Origin of the sequence: Rhizobium sp. CB3060 (assembly GCF_025200735.1) — a bacterium.
Classification (GTDB): Bacteria; Pseudomonadota; Alphaproteobacteria; order Rhizobiales; family Rhizobiaceae; genus Rhizobium.
Window position 1 is genome coordinate 1,929,172 of sequence record NZ_CP104159.1, and the last position, 16,204, is coordinate 1,945,375.

Genomic DNA, 16,204 nt, shown 5'->3' on the forward strand with positions numbered 1-16,204 from the left:
TCATCCATGAACAGTCTGGCAACAGCCGTCATCCCCGGGAAGCCGACCTATGTCGACGCCGACCCCTATCCCTGGCCCTATAATGGCGCGCTCCGGCCGGACAACACCGCCCTCATCATCATCGACATGCAGACTGATTTCTGCGGCAAGGGCGGCTATGTCGATCACATGGGTTATGATCTGTCACTGGTCCAGGCGCCTATCGAGCCAATCAAGGCAGTGCTGGCGGACATGCGCGCCAAGGGCTACCACATCATCCACACCCGTGAAGGTCATCGGCCCGACCTTGCGGACCTTCCGGCCAACAAGCGCTGGCGCTCGCGTCGCATCAATGCCGGCATCGGCGATCCCGGACCTTGTGGGCGCATCCTCGTGCGCGGCGAACCCGGCTGGGACATCATTCCCGAACTTTATCCCCTTGCGGGCGAGACCATCATTGACAAGCCCGGCAAGGGCTCCTTCTGCGCCACCGATCTGGAACTGATCCTCAACCAGAAGCGCATCGACAATATCATCCTGACTGGCATCACCACTGACGTCTGCGTGTCCACCACGATGCGCGAGGCCAACGATCGCGGGTTCGAATGCCTGCTATTGGAAGACTGCTGCGGCGCGACCGACTACGGCAATCACCTCGCCGCCATCAAGATGGTGAAGATGCAGGGCGGCGTCTTCGGTTCTGTCTCCAATTCTAAGACGCTGATCGAGGCTTTGCCATGAGCACGGTCCGCGATACGCCCCTTCCGAGAGCTGGCAAGGCCGTCGGCATCGACACGATCGACATGACGATGTGCTTCGGCAGTTTCACCGCCCTTGACCGTGTCTCGATCAAGGTGCCTGCCGGCAGCTTCCATGCGCTGCTCGGCGAAAACGGTGCCGGCAAGTCGACGCTCGTCAAATGCATCATGGGCTTCTATCACGCCACGTCGGGGTCGCTTTCCGTCGACGGCCGCGAAGTGGCAATCACCTCGCCCAAAGACGCCGCTACCTACGGTCTCGGCATGGTCTACCAGCACTTTACGCTGGTCCCCTCGCTGACGGGGGCTGAAAACCTCGTCATCAGCCGCGCGCAAGTGCCTGGTATCATCAACTGGGCGAAAGAGCGGAAGGATCTGGCCACCTTCATGGAGCGCATGCCGTTCAAGATCCAGCTTGATCGACCGGTGAGCGAGCTTGCCGCCGGCGAAAAGCAGAAGCTGGAGATCGTCAAACAGCTCTATCTCGGCCGCTCCTTCCTGGTGCTGGATGAGCCAACGTCGGTGCTGACGCCGGCCGAAGCCGATGAGATGCTTGGCCTCGTGCGCGGTATGACCGAGCGCGGTGAACTGACCGTGCTGATGATTTCGCACAAGTTTCATGAGGTCACGAAGTTCGCCGATGCTGTCTCGATCCTGCGGCGTGGTAAGCTGGTCGGCGCCGGCAAGGTCGGTGAACTCTCCACCGCTGACATGGCGGCGATGATGATTGGCGACGTCAAGCTTGCCGAACTCGATACACGCGTTCCCGTTTCAGAAAACGCCAAGCCAGTGCTGACGATCGAGCAGGTCAAGGCACCGGACCGCTCCGGTCTCAAGAGCATCGAGATCGATAAGCTCCTGGTGCGCTCGGGCGAGATCGTCGGCATCGCCGGCATATCCGGAAACGGCCAGAAAGAGCTGACGGAAATCCTCGCCGGACAGCGGCCGACGGATAGCGGCCATGTGAGCGTCAACAGCGAGGCTTATGGCGCAACCCGCCCCGAGACACGCAAGAACAATGTTCGTTTCATCCCCGAAGAACCGCTGCAGAACGCGTGCGCCCCTCGTATGACCGTTAGCGAAAACCTCGCTTTCCGCACATTCGATCTGAAAGCGGACGGCAAGGATGCGATCTGGCTGAACAAGGGCAAGATGAAGAAGCGCGCCAGCGCGCTGATCTCCGACTTCAAGGTGAAAACGGCATCCGCCTCCTCACCGATTGCAGCGCTTTCAGGCGGCAATGTGCAGCGCGCGGTACTCGCCCGCGAGCTGACGGGCAAGGTGGACCTGCTCATCGTCTCGAACCCCTGTTTCGGCCTCGATTTCTCCGCTGTCGCCGAGATCCGTGCCCGCATCATGAAGGCGCGCAATTCCGGTACGGCCGTTTTGCTGCTGTCCGAAGATCTCGACGAGCTGCTCGAAATGTCGGACCGCATCGTGGTGATTTCCGAAGGCAAGCTGGTTTACGAGACACCGGCGCGTTCGGCGGATATCGGTGTGATCGGCGCGCATATGGCGGGGCATCACTGATGGCGGAGATCAAGGCAGAACCCTTCGCCTTTCCGGTGAAACACGACCAGCTTGCCCTTATCGTCATCGACATGCAGCGCGACTTCGCCGAACCCGGTGGCTTTGGTGCTAGCCTTGGCAATGATGTCAGTCGCATCGTCAGAATCGTCCCCGATGTCAAACGCCTCATCCAGGGCTTCCGCAACGCCGGCCTGCCGGTCATCCACACTATGGAATGCCACAAGCGCGATCTCTCCGACCTGCCGCCGGCAAAACGCGACCGCGGCAATCCGATGTTTAGGATCGGCGACAAGGGTCCCATGGGTCGCATCCTCATCTCCGGTGAGCCTGGCACGGCGATCCTACCGGAGCTTGCGCCGATCAAGGGCGAGGTCGTCATTGAAAAACCCGGCAAGGGCGCCTTTTACGCCACGAAACTTGGCGATGTCCTGCATGAGAAGGGTATCAAGCAGCTCGTCTTTGCGGGTGTAACGACAGAAGTCTGCGTGCAGACGACGATGCGCGAGGCAAACGACCGCGGCTATGAATGCCTGCTCGCCGAGGAGGCGACGGAAAGCTACTTCCCCGAATTCAAGGCCGCCGCCATTGCCATGATCCGCGCCCAGGGCGCCATCGTCGGCTGGACGGCTCGTGTCGACGATATCCTGGAAAGCATCGCCCATGCCTGAAACGACCCGCGAACTGCTCACATCAGGCGGCTGGAAGGATCTGGAATTCGGGCCGTTCCGTGAAGAGGTGACAATCCATTGGATTCGCCCCTTCGAAGGCGACCAACCGGGCGTGGCGCTCCTGAAATACGAAGCCGGCGCGTCCGTTCCCCGCCATCGCCATGAGGGGTTGGAAACCATTTTCGTTCTCGATGGGGTGCAGTCCGACGAGGCCGGCGACTACGGCCGCGGCAGTTACATCGTCAATGCCCCCGGCACAGAACATTCGGTCTGGAGCGATACCGGCTGTGTCGTGCTTATTCAGTGGGACCGGCCAGTGAAAATACTCGGAGAGGAAACGGCATGAAAGCACGGTCAGCTTTCGAGGTCGCCCTACACGAATTCTACCGCAATGGCGGCAGCGCCAAGATGAACGATCCGGGCATCTTTATTCAACTGACGAAGAAGGACTCCGCGGGAACGCCGGCAGAAATTCTGGGCAGCATGATCAAAATAGCGGCATTGAATGACGTCGCTGCCGTTCGCGATTATGCTTCAGACCGCATCTATCATACATATTTGGGAGTGGCATGGACCTTGCTTCTTTATCCGCAGAGTTGGTGGCTAGGGTTCCGGCGCTCCTCTTCGGAGCGTGCTGGTCCGAGAGCCACCACCGGCTGGGGGAGAAATCCCACCGGATGCACGGCGGGATAAAAGCCCGGGAGACCTCGTAAGCCAAGGGATTGGCGGCGCGATGGTCTTTGCCGATCCCTTTTTGAAAAAAAGCAAAAGGGGAATTTCTATGCAGACTTTTTCGAAGATCCTTTCCGTAACGGCTCTTTCGGTATCGCTGGCTTTCGGGCTTGGCTCTGCCGCAAGCGCCGCGCCGAAAACCAGTTTCAAGGTCGCCTGGTCCATCTATGTCGGCTGGATGCCCTGGGGTTATGCCGCCGATCACGGTATCGTCAAGAAATGGGCCGACAAATACGGCATCAACATCGAGGTCACCCAGTTCAACGATTACGTCGAGTCGATGAACCAGTATACGGCCGGCGCCTTCGATGCCGTGACGCTGACCAACATGGACGGCCTCTCGATCCCGGCAGCCGGCGGCGTCGACACGACAGCCGTTATCGTTGGTGACTTTTCGAATGGCAATGACGCCGTCATTCTCAAGGACAAGGCAAGCCTCGCAGACCTCAAGGGCCAGAACGTCAATCTGGTTCAGTATTCGGTTTCGCATTATCTGCTCGCCCGCGCGCTCGACAGCATCAAGCTTACCGAACGCGACGTGAAGGTGGTTAACACCTCCGACGCCGATATGGTTGCGGCCTACAAGACGCCGGATGTCTCCGCCGTCGTCACCTGGAATCCGCTGGTCTCGACCATTCTCGAGGAGCCTTCCGCCAAGAAGGTCTTCGATAGCTCGCAGGTGCCGGGCGAGATCATCGACCTGATGGCCGCCAACAGCAACATCCTGAAGGACAATCCGAATTTCGGTAAGGCGTTGGCCGGCATCTGGTATGAAACGGCGGCGCTGCTGAGGGCAGACACACCGGAAGGCAAGGCTGCCCGCGAGGCGATGGGGGCCGCATCGGGCACAGACCTGAAGGGTTTCGAGGCGCAGCTCGCCGCAACCAAACTCTTCGATAAGCCTGCCGACGCGGTTGCCTTCACCACCTCGCCGAACCTGCCGAAGACGATGGATCTGGTGCGCAGCTTCCTGTTCCAGAAGGGTCTGCTCGGCAATGGAGCGCCTTCGGCTGACGTCATCGGCATCGAAATGCCCGATGGCAAGGTTCTCGGCGACAGTGCGAATGTCAAGTTGCGCTTCACGGAGACCTATATGAAGGCGGCCGCCGACGGTTCGCTCTGAGCGATACCTTCACTGGCGGCGCCGGCGCGCCGCCCGATCCCTTCATCCGCGGAGCCTTTCATGCGTTGGATCAATACCAGGCCTAGCCGGGGTGCGCAGCTTGCCTTGACGCTGTTGCCCTTTTTGCTGCTGATCGTCGCGTATGCCGTCGGTTCAGCCGCACGGCTTGCCGAAAACGCCAATGACAAGTTGCTGCCCAATCTTGCCGGCTTTGCCGACGCCATCAACCGTATGGCCTTCATCGCCGATCCGCGCACGGGAGAATACCTGCTGTGGTCGGACACCTGGGCGAGCCTGGTACGGCTCCTGTCGGGCCTCAGCATATCCACGGCTATCGCGCTTTGCATCGGCATGCTCATCGGCATGCTGCCCTATCTCAGGGCTCTGCTGTCGCCCTTCGTCGCAGTCATTTCGATGGTGCCGCCGCTCGCGTTGCTGCCGATACTGTTCATCGTCATGGGCCTTGGCGAGACCTCCAAGATCGCCCTTATCGTGATCGGCGTTGCACCGACGATGATCCGCGACCTGGCGCTGAAGGCGCTGGAATTGCCGCGCGAGCAGATCGTCAAGGCCGAGACGCTCGGCGGCTCCTCCTGGCAGATCGCGCTTCGCGTCGTGTTGCCACAGATCCTGCCGCGGCTGATCACCTGCCTGAGGCTCCAGCTCGGGCCGGCCTGGCTGTTCCTGATTGCCGCCGAGGCGATCTCCTCCGATTCCGGCCTTGGCTACCGTATTTTCCTCGTTCGCCGATATCTGTCGATGGATGTGATCTTTCCCTACGTCGTCTGGATCACACTGCTCGCCGTGCTCATGAATTATCTTCTCGATCGCCTCCGCATCGCCGTCTTCCCCTGGTCCGAACTGGAGAAGCAGGCATGAGCGAACTCAGGATAGAAAAGGTCTGGAAGGAATACGGTGACCAGATCGTGCTCGAGGATGTGTCGCTGACGGTCGCCTCCCGCGCCTTTGTCGCACTCGTCGGTCCCTCCGGCTGCGGTAAGTCGACCTTCCTGCGTATGCTTTTGGGACAGGAACAGCCCACCAGAGGCGCGATCTCTCTCGATGGCGCGCCGCTGCCTAGCGAGCCCGACGCCGACCGCGGCGTGGTCTTTCAGCGCTACTCGGTCTTTCCGCATCTGACCGCACTCAACAACGTGCTGCTCGGCAAGGAGCTTGCCGGCTCGCGCTACAAGGCCAGGCTTTTCGGCGCGGCGCGGCGCAACGCGATCGACGAGGCGCGGCAACTCCTCGCGGAGGTCGGCCTTGCCGGCGCCGAAAACAAGTATCCAGCCCAGCTTTCCGGCGGCATGCAGCAGCGCCTGGCGCTGGCGCAGGCGCTCATCATGCGCCCCAAAGTGCTATTGCTCGACGAGCCTTTCGGCGCGCTCGACCCTGGTATCCGCGCCGAGATCCACACGCTGATGAAACGGCTTTGGCACGAAACGCAGATGACCGTCGTCATGGTCACGCATGACATGCGCGAAGCCTTCACGCTTGCCACAAGGGTAGTCGCCTTCGAGCGCCGCCGCGACCGGCCGGAAGAGAAGGAGCGCTACGGCGCGACGATTACCAAGGACATTTCCATCTGGCCGCCGCGTACTGCCGGCGCAGCCTCGATCTTCAGCTCCGACCGGGACGGCCCGATCGCTTCAAAGGGGCACCGCCGGGACGACCTGGCACCGTCGGGAGACATCTAGCCATGCAGCACGTCAGACGTTCGTCAGAAGAAATCGCCGTCAACCGCGCCCGTTATGAAGAACATCAGAGAAAGGGTCTGGAATTCGCACCCAAGGCCTTGCCGACACCGAGCCCCCTACCCGCCCCGCCGATCGATGCGGCTTTGATTGTCCATCAGGAAGTCATACCCAGCGGCTGGTACTGGTCGACACGCGTCAAGCACGGCGAGACGCTACACATTGCCCAGGAACAGGGCTTCTCGACCATCTCGCTCGCCGCCTGGAATGCGGCCGATACGAGCGAGCGGCTGAATCTGCCCGATACGGTGAAGATGCAATGGACCACCGCCCTTTCGAAAGGCCGGGTGATCTTCTCCGACATGGGACGCGTGATGTTCTCCGTCACCGAGGATTCTTCCGGCGCACATGATTGCCTGATGGGCAGCTCGACTGCCGCCTCAAACCTGGCGAAATACGGCGAAGGCACCCGCAACAGCCGCGACAATTTCATCAAGCTTGCGACCAAGGCCGGATTGGACAAGCGCGACATTCCCGCCGTGCTCGCGCTCTTTGCTCCCGTTCGCGTTGATGTGGACGGCAAGTTCGCATGGCAGTCGGAGCTGCCGCATGACGGTGACTATGTTGAGCTGCGCGCCGAGATGGACATGATTGTCGGCTTTTCCAATTGCCCGCATCCGCTCGATCCAAGCCCGACATACGCACCGAAGCCGGTGACCGTGACGCGGCTGGCTGTCCGGCCCACCAGCTCCGACGACCTGTGCCTCACAGCCACCGCAGAGGCAGTACGCGGCTTCGAGAACAACGCATCCGCCGACCTGTGAGCAGTGGAGAGACTATCATGACCGACTTTATCCAGACCGCTCCGTTCCGCACGCTCAAGAACGCCGTGCAGGATCACTTCATTGCCGCAGAAGCGCCGTTCTCGACGGTGGTTCGGAAAGGCCAGACATTGCGCATCGAGGATAGCTATGGCCAGCAGGCGATCGACACGCTGTTCTACAACGCAGAAGATCATTCCGAACGCTATTCCAGCCAGGACACCATGCGCGAGCAGGGTGCGGCCTATATCACAACGGGCACCGAGATTATGTCCAACGAGGGTCGCGTCATGTTGAGGATGACGGCCGACAGTTGCGGACGTCACGACACTTCAGCCGGCGCATGCTCCTGCGAGAGCAACACGGTGCGCTTCGGCCACGGCACCAGATATCTCCATGCCTGCCGGGACAATTTCGTTCTGGAGGTCGCAAAACATGGCATGGGCAAGCGCGACGTCGTGCCCAACATCAACTTCTTCATGAATGTGCCGATCGAGCCGACCGGCGAGATGACCATCGTCGACGGCATCTCCGCACCGGGCGATTATGTTGAGCTCAAGGCCGAGATGGACGTGCTGATCGTCATTTCCAATTGCCCGCAAATCAACAATCCCTGCAACGGCTTCGATCCGACGCCGATCCGCGTCCTCGTCTGGGACGGTGAGGCTTGAGATGTTCAGGAAGATATTGATCGCCAATCGCGGCGAAATCGCTGTCCGGATCATCCGGACGCTGAGGCGCATGGGCATCGCCTCCGTCGTCGTCTATTCGGACGCCGATCGCTTCGCCAAGGCATCGCTGATGGCCGACGAGGCCGTCAGGCTCGGTCCGGCGCCGGCCGCCGAAAGCTATCTCGATGTCGACGCCGTCATTGCGGCTTGCAAGGCTACCGGCGCAGAAGCCGTGCATCCCGGCTACGGTTTCCTTTCGGAAAACATCGGCTTTGCCAAGCGGCTGGCGCAGGAGGGCATCGCCTTCATCGGCCCGACGCCGGATAATATCGCCGCCTTCGGGCTCAAGCACACGGCCCGCGAATTGGCGCGCGCAAGCGGCGTACCGCTGCTACCGGGCAGTGGTCTCGTCGAGACGGGCGACGCAGCGCTCGCTGCGGCGGTTGAGATCGGATATCCGGTCATGCTGAAATCGACGGCCGGCGGCGGCGGCATCGGCATGCAGCTTTGTGAGGATGCCGATAGTCTTAAGGCCGCCTTCGAAAGCGTGCAGCGCACGGCCAAGGCCAGTTTCGGCGATGCGCGCGTCTATCTCGAACGCTTCGTATCGAAGGCACGGCACGTCGAAGTCCAGATCTTCGGCGACGGCAAGGGCCGCGTGATCGCGCTCGGCGAACGCGATTGCTCGTTGCAGCGCCGGAATCAGAAGGTGATTGAGGAGACGCCCGCTCCCGGTCTTTCGCCTGAGATACGCGAGCGCCTGCATGCCGCGGCCATGGCGCTGGGCTCTTCCGCGCGCTACCAGTCCGCCGGAACCGTGGAGTTCATCTATGATCCTGCCCGCGAGGAATTCTATTTCCTCGAGGTCAATACCCGCCTGCAGGTCGAGCACCCGGTTACGGAAGCCGTCTACGGCATCGATCTTGTCGAATGGATGATCCGTCAAGCCGCCGGCGAGGATGTCATTTCCGGCAGCGAAATCCTCGTCCCTAAAGGCGTGGCGATCGAAGCGCGCCTCTACGCCGAGATGCCGCATGCCGGCTTCCGGCCGAGCGCCGGCCTGCTGACGGAGGTCGTCTTTCCGGCGGGCACGCGCGTCGACGGCTGGATTGAGACGGGCACCGAAGTCACCCCTTTCTACGATCCGATGCTTGCCAAGGTGATCGTGGCAGCCGAGGACCGGCCGGCCGCGATCGAGAAGCTGAAGCGCGCGCTGGCGGAAAGCTCCATCTCCGGCATCGAGACCAATCTGCAATATCTCCAGGCCATAGCAGGATCCAAGCTGCTGGCGAGCGGCGACGTGGCGACGACGGCGCTCAGGGACTTTCCTTTCGTGCCCGATGTGATCGAGGTGCTGGCGCCGGGTGCGCAGTCGAGCATTCAGGAGCTGCCCGGCCGGCTCGGCCTCTGGCATGTCGGCGTGCCGCCGAGCGGCCCGATGGACGAGCGCTCGTTTCGTCATGCAAACAGGCTCGTCGGCAATGCTGACGAAACCGCGGCGCTGGAACTTACTGTTTCCGGGCCGGTGCTTAAAATCTTTTCCGACATTACGATCGCGCTCGCAGGCGCCTGCATGCCGATGACCCTCGACGGCGTACTGCTGCCACATGGCGAAGCCGTCAGTGCGAGGGCGGGGCAGACACTGGCCATTGGTGCGATAGAGGGGCCGGGCCAGCGGTCTTACCTCGCCGTTGCCGGAGGCCTTTCCGCGCCGGTCATGCTCGGCTCCAGGGCGACCTTCGGTCTCGGACGGTTCGGGGGCCATGCCATCGGCACGCTCCAGACCGGCCATGTTCTGAGGCTGGCACGCACGCCACAGCAGCAAACGACGGCGGCAGGCCGGCCCGCCCCTTTGACCCGAGCCTGGGAGGTCGGTGTCCTCTACGGCCCGCACGGTGCGCCCGACTTCTTTCTCGAAAGCGATATCGAGACGTTGTTCTCGACCGAATACGAGGTGCACTTCAACAGCGCCCGCACCGGCGTGCGCCTGATCGGTCCTGCGCCAAAATGGGCACGCAGCGACGGTGGTGAAGCCGGCCTTCATCCCTCCAACCTGCATGACAATGCCTATGCGATCGGCGCGATCGACTTTACCGGCGACATGCCGATCATTCTCGGGCCCGATGGTCCGAGCCTCGGCGGGTTCGTCTGCCCCGCCGTCATTGCTCGCGACGAGCAATGGAAGATGGGCCAGTTCAAGCCCGGTGACAAAATCCGGTTTCGTCCTGCTGAACGTGCCGAAGACCCCGTCGCCGGTCCGAGGCTGCAGCACCTCGGCAATGCAGCAGGGTCGGGGATCGTCGGCCAGGGCCAAGAAGGACCCGTGCCCGTCGTCTATCGCCGCCAGGGCGACGACAATCTGCTGGTCGAATATGGGGCGATGACGCTTGATATCGCGCTGCGTCTGCGCGTGCAGCTTTTGATGCAGGCGATCGTCCAAGCTCGCCTGCCGGGCATCATCGATCTGACGCCCGGCATCCGCTCGCTGCAGATCCATTACGATGGCACGACCTTGACCCGCAAACGCCTGCTCGGCCTGCTCACCGAGATCGAGGCGGGCTTGCCGGCCGCGCAGGATATCAAGGTCCCCAGCCGCATCGTGCACCTGCCGCTGTCCTGGAACGATCCGGATGCCGAGCTTGCCATGCGCAAATATCAGGAACTGGTGCGCCCGAACGCGCCCTGGTGCCCTTCCAATATCGAGTTCATCCGTCGTATCAACGGCCTGCCGGATGAACAGGCGGTGCGCGACGTCGTCTTCAATGCCAGCTATCTGGTGCTCGGCCTCGGCGATGTCTATCTCGGCGCGCCGGTCGCAACCCCGGTCGACCCGCGCCATCGGCTGGTGACGACGAAATACAATCCAGCTCGTACCTGGACGCCGGAAAACGCCGTCGGCATCGGCGGCGCCTATATGTGCATCTACGGCATGGAGGGGCCTGGCGGCTACCAGCTTTTCGGCCGCACCATCCAGGTCTGGAACAGTTGGCGGCAGACTGCGGTCTTCGCCAAGGACAAGCCATGGCTGCTCGACTTCTTCGATCAGATCCGCTTCTTCCCCGTCAGTCACAAAGAGCTGACAGAAGCCCGCGCCGCCTTCCCACACGGGGGTTATCCGGTCAGGATAGAGGAGACCGAATTCTCCTATGCCGCCTATGAAGCCGGGCTTGCCCGCGAAGTCGCCGCGATAGGCGCCTTCAAATCAGGGCAGCAGGCGGCTTTCGAAGCGGAACGGCAACGGTGGAAGGAACTCGGTCTCGACAGCTTCACCGTCGAGGAAGGCGCAGGCGCCGGCCTCGACGGCGACATACCGGAGGGTTGCTTCGGGATAGAAAGCGCCGTGCCCGGCAACGTCTGGAAGATACTGGTCGAAGAAGGCCAGCCAGTGGCTGCCGGCGATACATTGGCGATCATCGAATCCATGAAGATGGAAATCAACGTAACCGCACATGCCGCCGGACGCGTCCGCGATCTGCGCGCCGGCCCTGGGCGCAATGTCAAAGCCGGCGATGTGCTGGTCATTCTGGAGGAAATCTGATGCTTCCCACCATTCTCGATCTTGCTTCGCTGAGGCACGCTTATGCGGCCGGCCTGTCGCCGCTCCAGCTAATGGAAGAGATCATCGCAAGATGCAGGGCATCGGACGATCCGGCCATCTTCATCACGATGACGCCCGAGGACGACTTGCGAGCTGCGGCCCGTGAACTGGTGGCGCGTGCGCCAGAATCCAACAGCCTGCCGCTCTGGGGCATTCCCTTCGCGGTCAAGGACAATATCGACGTAGCGGGCTTGCCGACAACGGCCGCCTGCCCGGCCTTCGCCTATCACCCGCAGGCGGATGCGACGACAGTCGCGCGATTGAGGGCTGCCGGCGCCATCGTGATCGGCAAGACCAATCTCGATCAGTTCGCGACCGGACTGAACGGCACGCGCTCGCCGCATGGCGCGCCGCGCTCGGTGTTTGATCGTAATTACGTCTCCGGCGGCTCCAGCTCAGGCTCGGCGGTCGCCGTTGCGGCAGGTCTCGCGAGCTTTTCGCTCGGCACCGACACCGCCGGTTCGGGGCGCGTGCCGGCAGCATTCAACAATCTTGTCGGCATCAAGCCAACGCCGGGGTTAGTGCCCAATGTCGGCGTGGTGCCCGCCTGCCGCAGCGTCGACGTCGTCACTATCTTTGCCGCGACGGTGGGCGACGGCATTGCCATCCGCAAGATCATGGAAGGCTACGACGCCCGCGATCCGTTCTCGCGGCAAGCCGCTCCAGCAAGCTTGCCGTCGACACGCCCGCGTATCGGCGTTCTCGACGCTGCGGAACGGGAGTTCTACGGCAACAAGGATGTGGAGGCGCTTTATGACGCCGCCATCGAACGGGCGCGATCGCTGGGCGCTGTGATCGTGCCCTTCGACTACGCTCCTTTCCGGCAAGCGGCCGAACTGCTCTATAACGGCCCCTGGGTCGCCGAGCGGCTGGCGGCGGTCAAGGAGTTCCTGGCGACGAATGGCGACGACTTCGATCCGACGGTGCGGGCCATCATCGAAGGGGCAAAAGCCTACGATGCCGTGGACGCCTTCGAAGGCCGGTACAAGCTGGAAGCATTGCGGCAGAAAACCAGGACCGAATGGGAGAAGGTGGATTTCCTGATGCTGCCGACGTCCCCGACCACCTACACGGTCGAAGAAATGCAAGCGGACCCGATCGTCAGGAACAGCCACTTTGGCCGCTATACCAACTTCGCCAACCTGCTCGATTGCGCGGCGATTGCCATTCCCGCCGGATTTGACGCCGACGGCCATCTGCCCGCAGGTGTGATGCTGGTGGGACCCGCCTTCACCGACGATGCGCTGGCCCCCTTCGCCGATGCCATGCATCGAGCGCTGGATACCGGAATGGGCAAGGACCGCAAAGCCGCGCTGCCGGAGGCAAGCCGCGTGGCGCCTTCGGCCGACGACTTCGTGCCGATCGTGGTGGTCGGCGCGCATCTGACGGATATGCCTCTGAACCACGAGCTGACGCGACCGGGCGGATATAGAGTGCGAACCGGACGGACGGACGGCAGCTACCGGCTCTTTGCCCTCCCCGGCACGATCCCGCCCAAGCCGGGGCTGCTGCGCGATCCCGGCTTTACGGGTAACGGCGTGGAGGTCGAAGTCTGGGCCTTGCCACCTGCGGCATTCGCCCGTTTCGTCCAGAACATTCCGGCGCCGCTTGGCGTCGGCAAAGTCACGCTTGACGACGGCAGTTACGTCACTGGTTTTCTCTGCGAGGCCCACGCGGTCACCGGCGGTCGAGAGATTACCGAGTTCGGCGGCTGGCGCAATTATATCCGCGCCTCCGGCCCGACAGTGTGAACAAGGAGGGGCGGAATGCGAAAACTTCTGTCAATGGCAGCGCAGCTCGTTCTCAGAGGCCTGATCGCCAGGACCTGGGCGATTGGCGGCCGCTGCGCAGCCAGACATGGTGCTCGCTTGCGAGAGGCTCGCACGGGAGATCCTTGACCGTCTGTCGCCATATTTGCTGCAAGCTGCCTTGAAAGGATACGAGCTGGCGCACAGCCCGACGGTTGACGAGGTCATGCCTCGAACGCGCCAGACGTTCCTCTTTTCGCAAACTCTTCAAGCAGCTATTCTATCAGCCTGATATCAAGCGAGGGCCATTTGCAGATGCAGCCACGACAGGGTGAGTTTCGAGAACACATGACCATCCTTGGCGACGTCAACTCGACCTCATTCGTCCCGTGGATCCAACGCCACGCCGATAAACTCGGACTTTCGCAGACATTCTTCCATTCTGGCGCAGATAGGATCGAGCTTGAGGTTGCCGGCCCCGTGGAATTGATCGATATGCTGGAAATGGGCTGTTCACTCGGTCCTTTCGACGTCTGGGTCGAGGAGATCCAGCGCAGAGTCATTGAGCGCCCCGAAATATCGCGTCTTAGCAATCCCTGATTTTCTGCCTTTTATTTAATCAATGTTGCCAATGCGAATCATTTATGCAAGCTTCCGAGTGCTGAGGGGATGCAGGGATCGGCGCCTGCCTATGACCGGTGGCGCTAAGTCATTGGTGAAATTAAGAGAGTTAAGGCTATGCCATTTGATGGGGCCGGATCTTGGGCGCCAGTTGCCCTTTCCTCTGATCTGCCACCAGGAACGGTCATACCGGCCTGGACAGCGGCCGGCCCAATTGCCCTGTGGCGCAGCCAGTCGGGCCGCGTAACCGCATCCGCGGATCGCTGTCCACATCGCGGAATGCGATTGTCGCATGGTTTTGTCCGTGGTGAGGCGCTGTCCTGCATTTATCATGGATGGAGCTATTCCCCATCGGGCGGATGCATTCGCATTCCGGCTCATCCCGATCTGGTCCCTCCGGAAACCATCCGTGTCGCTGTCCAGCGGGTCGAAGAATCGGGCGGTATTTTATGGATAGCCGCCGGACAACCGGCGACACAGCCCCCACGCTTCGACAAGCTCATACCGTTGCGCTCGCTAACAATGGAAGCGGATGTTGCGGCAATCGAGATCGTAGCAGGAGCAAAGACCGACGCAAACGGGCTGATCCACCTGCCTGATTTCCCCTGGATCATGCTGCTGCTCGCGCCCCAGGGTAAGCATACGCTCCTTCATCTCATGATCGAACAGGACCGCAGCCCGACAAACCGTCTGACGGCTTCCCGTATTGCCGAATCTCTCCGCCGCCGGGCGGAAGAACGCCAAAGGGAGGGTGCGGAATGACAGGCGGCGCGATGATCGACGAATGGTATCCGGTCGCCCTTTTCAGCCAGCTCAGCGAAAAGGGAAGCAAGACCTGTCTGATGGGCGAGGCGATCGAAGTCGCGCGCGATCGCGACGGGAATGCGCGGGTGACGACCGACAATGGACGCTCCCTTCCCGTCCGCGTCCGGTATGGCCATGTCTGGTCCTCCCTCGGAAAGCCGGACAAGGAGCTATTCGCCATTCCGGAAGCCGATCAGCCAGGCCGCCGCTTCGTCGATGTCGGTGTGGTCCGCGTGCGCTGTTCACCGCTTCGTGCCGTCGAGAACTTTCTCGACATCGCGCATTTTCCCTTCGTTCACACCGATATCCTCGGTGCGGAACCGCATACAGAGGTCGAAAATTACAAGGTCGAGATCCGCGAGAGTGAGGATGAAGTCTGGGCAACGCAGGTGAAATTCTACCAGCCGCAGGCAGCAAAATCGGCGTCCGGCGGCATTACGACCGAATATATGTACCGCGTGCCGGCACCGACCTGTTCGGTGCTCTACAAGACGTGTCCTCCGCGACCGAACGAATGGGACGTCATTACCTTGTTCGTGCAGCCTCTTGCGGAAGACCTTTGCGACGTATGGCCATGGATGGCTCTCTTCGACGACGATACACCGATGACCGATCTTATCCACTTTCAGCAGACGATCTTCCTGCAGGATCGCTCGATCCTCGAAAACCAGATACCCACGCTTCTTCCGCTTGATCCGGGCATGGAAATTCCGACAAGGGCCGACCTCACCTCGGTCGCCTATAGGCGATGGCTCAAGCGCCATAATTATACCTACGGCGCACAGTTGGTCGCACAATGAAGCTCTACGACTATATTTTATCGCCGAGCTGCTACAAAGTACGGCTGATGGCCGCCCTCTTGGGCATCAAGCTCGAAATCCGGCCAGTCGATTTCCATCCCGGTGCGGAGCATCGCGGACCGGAGCTTCTGGCGCTCAATGCGGCGGGGTCTATTCCAATCCTCGAGGATGGCGATCTTGTGCTCACCGAGTCCACAGCAATGCTCGCCTATCTCGCTGCCAGTGGTGCGCCGGAATGGCTGGGCCATAGTTCGCCGCAGGAGACGGCGCGCGTGCAGCAATGGCTCTCCTTTTCGCATCGCCTGACCGCAAACCTTGGAGGCGCGCGGCTCCACGAAATGCTGCTGCGACCGGGAGATATCAAGGCATTGCAGGCTCAGGGGATTGCGGCCCTGCGCGAGCTGGAGGCCGGCCTCTTCGAACAGGGCGAGCGCGGCATGCGGTTCCTTGCGGCAAGCCAGCCAACGATCGCAGACATCGCCTGCTTTCCCTATGTGGCGCTTGCACCCGACGGCGGCATCTCGCTCGATCCCTATCCCTTGATCCGGCTCTGGTTGCGCGCCATCCGCAGCCTGCCCGGTTTCATCGAAATGCCCGGCATTCACCGCCTGCACGAGCTGAAACCCGATCCGCATCCGGCTGGGGAGTAATGATGGA

The 16,204-nt window shown here is 61.5% G+C and carries 15 protein-coding genes and 1 riboswitch; all 15 genes read left to right on the forward strand.

The annotated features are described in order from the left end of the window. Nucleotides 1–6 precede the first annotated feature (6 nt). The 15 genes from biuH to N2601_RS28135 all read left to right on the forward strand — a co-directional run bounded on the left by biuH (nucleotide 7) and on the right by N2601_RS28135 (nucleotide 16,197). Entirely contained in the window at nucleotides 7–720 is a 714-nt protein-coding gene (gene biuH, locus N2601_RS28065; RefSeq protein ID WP_104827639.1) for a biuret amidohydrolase, read from the forward strand. Next, on the forward strand, nucleotides 717–2,267 hold the full coding sequence (locus N2601_RS28070) for an ABC transporter ATP-binding protein (protein ID WP_104827640.1): 1,551 nt from the start codon (nucleotides 717–719) through the stop codon (nucleotides 2,265–2,267). The genes biuH and N2601_RS28070 overlap by 4 nt, the downstream gene beginning before the upstream one ends. Further along, nucleotides 2,267–2,935: a cysteine hydrolase family protein gene (locus N2601_RS28075; protein WP_104827641.1), complete on the forward strand. Its 669-nt coding sequence runs from the start codon at nucleotides 2,267–2,269 to the stop codon at nucleotides 2,933–2,935. Before N2601_RS28070 ends, N2601_RS28075 begins: the two co-directional genes overlap by 1 nt. Beyond that, complete coding sequence (locus N2601_RS28080) at nucleotides 2,928–3,281, forward strand: cupin domain-containing protein (RefSeq protein WP_104827642.1); 354 nt, start codon at nucleotides 2,928–2,930, stop codon at nucleotides 3,279–3,281. The genes N2601_RS28075 and N2601_RS28080 overlap by 8 nt, the downstream gene beginning before the upstream one ends. A 246-nt stretch (nucleotides 3,282–3,527) precedes the next feature. Beyond that, nucleotides 3,528–3,641: riboswitch (guanidine-I (ykkC/yxkD leader) on the forward strand. Nucleotides 3,642–3,716: 75 nt separating this feature from the next. Beyond that, nucleotides 3,717–4,790 carry a putative urea ABC transporter substrate-binding protein gene (locus tag N2601_RS28085; RefSeq protein WP_104827991.1) on the forward strand — a complete coding sequence of 358 codons (1,074 nt, stop codon included), beginning with the start codon at nucleotides 3,717–3,719 and terminating at the stop codon, nucleotides 4,788–4,790. 60 nt (nucleotides 4,791–4,850) lie between these two features. After that, nucleotides 4,851–5,669, forward strand: a complete 819-nt coding sequence (locus N2601_RS28090) for an ABC transporter permease (protein WP_260304419.1) — start codon at nucleotides 4,851–4,853, stop codon at nucleotides 5,667–5,669. After that, a complete protein-coding gene (locus N2601_RS28095; RefSeq protein ID WP_104827645.1) occupies nucleotides 5,666–6,487 on the forward strand; it encodes an ABC transporter ATP-binding protein in 822 nt (273 codons plus the stop codon). Before N2601_RS28090 ends, N2601_RS28095 begins: the two co-directional genes overlap by 4 nt. A gap of 2 nt (nucleotides 6,488–6,489) precedes the next feature. After that, on the forward strand, nucleotides 6,490–7,308 hold the full coding sequence (locus tag N2601_RS28100) for an urea amidolyase associated protein UAAP1 (protein WP_104827646.1): 819 nt from the start codon (nucleotides 6,490–6,492) through the stop codon (nucleotides 7,306–7,308). A gap of 17 nt (nucleotides 7,309–7,325) precedes the next feature. Further along, nucleotides 7,326–7,976, forward strand: coding sequence for an urea amidolyase associated protein UAAP2 (locus tag N2601_RS28105; protein WP_104827647.1), 651 nt, complete (start codon nucleotides 7,326–7,328; stop codon nucleotides 7,974–7,976). A 1-nt stretch (nucleotide 7,977) separates the two neighbouring features. Continuing rightward, nucleotides 7,978–11,514 (forward strand): urea carboxylase, encoded by a 3,537-nt coding sequence (gene uca / locus N2601_RS28110; RefSeq protein ID WP_104827648.1) that lies wholly within the window; start codon nucleotides 7,978–7,980, stop codon nucleotides 11,512–11,514. After that, entirely contained in the window at nucleotides 11,514–13,325 is a 1,812-nt protein-coding gene (gene atzF / locus N2601_RS28115) for an allophanate hydrolase (protein WP_104827649.1), read from the forward strand. The genes uca and atzF overlap by 1 nt, the downstream gene beginning before the upstream one ends. Before the next feature lie 345 nt (nucleotides 13,326–13,670). Beyond that, nucleotides 13,671–13,922: an acylphosphatase gene (locus N2601_RS28120; protein WP_445945021.1), complete on the forward strand. Its 252-nt coding sequence runs from the start codon at nucleotides 13,671–13,673 to the stop codon at nucleotides 13,920–13,922. A 138-nt stretch (nucleotides 13,923–14,060) separates the two neighbouring features. Continuing rightward, a complete protein-coding gene (locus N2601_RS28125; RefSeq protein WP_104827652.1) occupies nucleotides 14,061–14,705 on the forward strand; it encodes a Rieske (2Fe-2S) protein in 645 nt (214 codons plus the stop codon). Beyond that, nucleotides 14,702–15,547 carry an aromatic ring-hydroxylating oxygenase subunit alpha gene (locus N2601_RS28130; RefSeq protein ID WP_104827653.1) on the forward strand — a complete coding sequence of 282 codons (846 nt, stop codon included), beginning with the start codon at nucleotides 14,702–14,704 and terminating at the stop codon, nucleotides 15,545–15,547. Before N2601_RS28125 ends, N2601_RS28130 begins: the two co-directional genes overlap by 4 nt. Further along, nucleotides 15,544–16,197 carry a glutathione S-transferase family protein gene (locus N2601_RS28135; RefSeq protein ID WP_104827654.1) on the forward strand — a complete coding sequence of 218 codons (654 nt, stop codon included), beginning with the start codon at nucleotides 15,544–15,546 and terminating at the stop codon, nucleotides 16,195–16,197. Before N2601_RS28130 ends, N2601_RS28135 begins: the two co-directional genes overlap by 4 nt. Nucleotides 16,198–16,204: the final 7 nt, after the last annotated feature.

What these genes read in the sequence shown, in the direction of transcription:
- N2601_RS28095 (WP_104827645.1), top strand. Translation starts at nt 5,666, where the DNA reads ATGAGCGAACTCAGGATAGAAAAGGTCTGGAAGGAATACGGTGACCAG.
- atzF (WP_104827649.1), top strand. Translation starts at nt 11,514, where the DNA reads ATGCTTCCCACCATTCTCGATCTTGCTTCGCTGAGGCACGCTTATGCG.
- N2601_RS28085 (WP_104827991.1), top strand. Translation starts at nt 3,717, where the DNA reads ATGCAGACTTTTTCGAAGATCCTTTCCGTAACGGCTCTTTCGGTATCG.
- N2601_RS28130 (WP_104827653.1), top strand. Translation starts at nt 14,702, where the DNA reads ATGACAGGCGGCGCGATGATCGACGAATGGTATCCGGTCGCCCTTTTC.
- N2601_RS28090 (WP_260304419.1), top strand. Translation starts at nt 4,851, where the DNA reads ATGCGTTGGATCAATACCAGGCCTAGCCGGGGTGCGCAGCTTGCCTTG.
- N2601_RS28125 (WP_104827652.1), top strand. Translation starts at nt 14,061, where the DNA reads ATGCCATTTGATGGGGCCGGATCTTGGGCGCCAGTTGCCCTTTCCTCT.
- N2601_RS28135 (WP_104827654.1), top strand. Translation starts at nt 15,544, where the DNA reads ATGAAGCTCTACGACTATATTTTATCGCCGAGCTGCTACAAAGTACGG.
- biuH (WP_104827639.1), top strand. Translation starts at nt 7, where the DNA reads ATGAACAGTCTGGCAACAGCCGTCATCCCCGGGAAGCCGACCTATGTC.
- N2601_RS28080 (WP_104827642.1), top strand. Translation starts at nt 2,928, where the DNA reads ATGCCTGAAACGACCCGCGAACTGCTCACATCAGGCGGCTGGAAGGAT.
- N2601_RS28105 (WP_104827647.1), top strand. Translation starts at nt 7,326, where the DNA reads ATGACCGACTTTATCCAGACCGCTCCGTTCCGCACGCTCAAGAACGCC.
- N2601_RS28070 (WP_104827640.1), top strand. Translation starts at nt 717, where the DNA reads ATGAGCACGGTCCGCGATACGCCCCTTCCGAGAGCTGGCAAGGCCGTC.
- N2601_RS28100 (WP_104827646.1), top strand. Translation starts at nt 6,490, where the DNA reads ATGCAGCACGTCAGACGTTCGTCAGAAGAAATCGCCGTCAACCGCGCC.
- N2601_RS28075 (WP_104827641.1), top strand. Translation starts at nt 2,267, where the DNA reads ATGGCGGAGATCAAGGCAGAACCCTTCGCCTTTCCGGTGAAACACGAC.
- N2601_RS28120 (WP_445945021.1), top strand. Translation starts at nt 13,671, where the DNA reads ATGACCATCCTTGGCGACGTCAACTCGACCTCATTCGTCCCGTGGATC.
- uca (WP_104827648.1), top strand. Translation starts at nt 7,978, where the DNA reads ATGTTCAGGAAGATATTGATCGCCAATCGCGGCGAAATCGCTGTCCGG.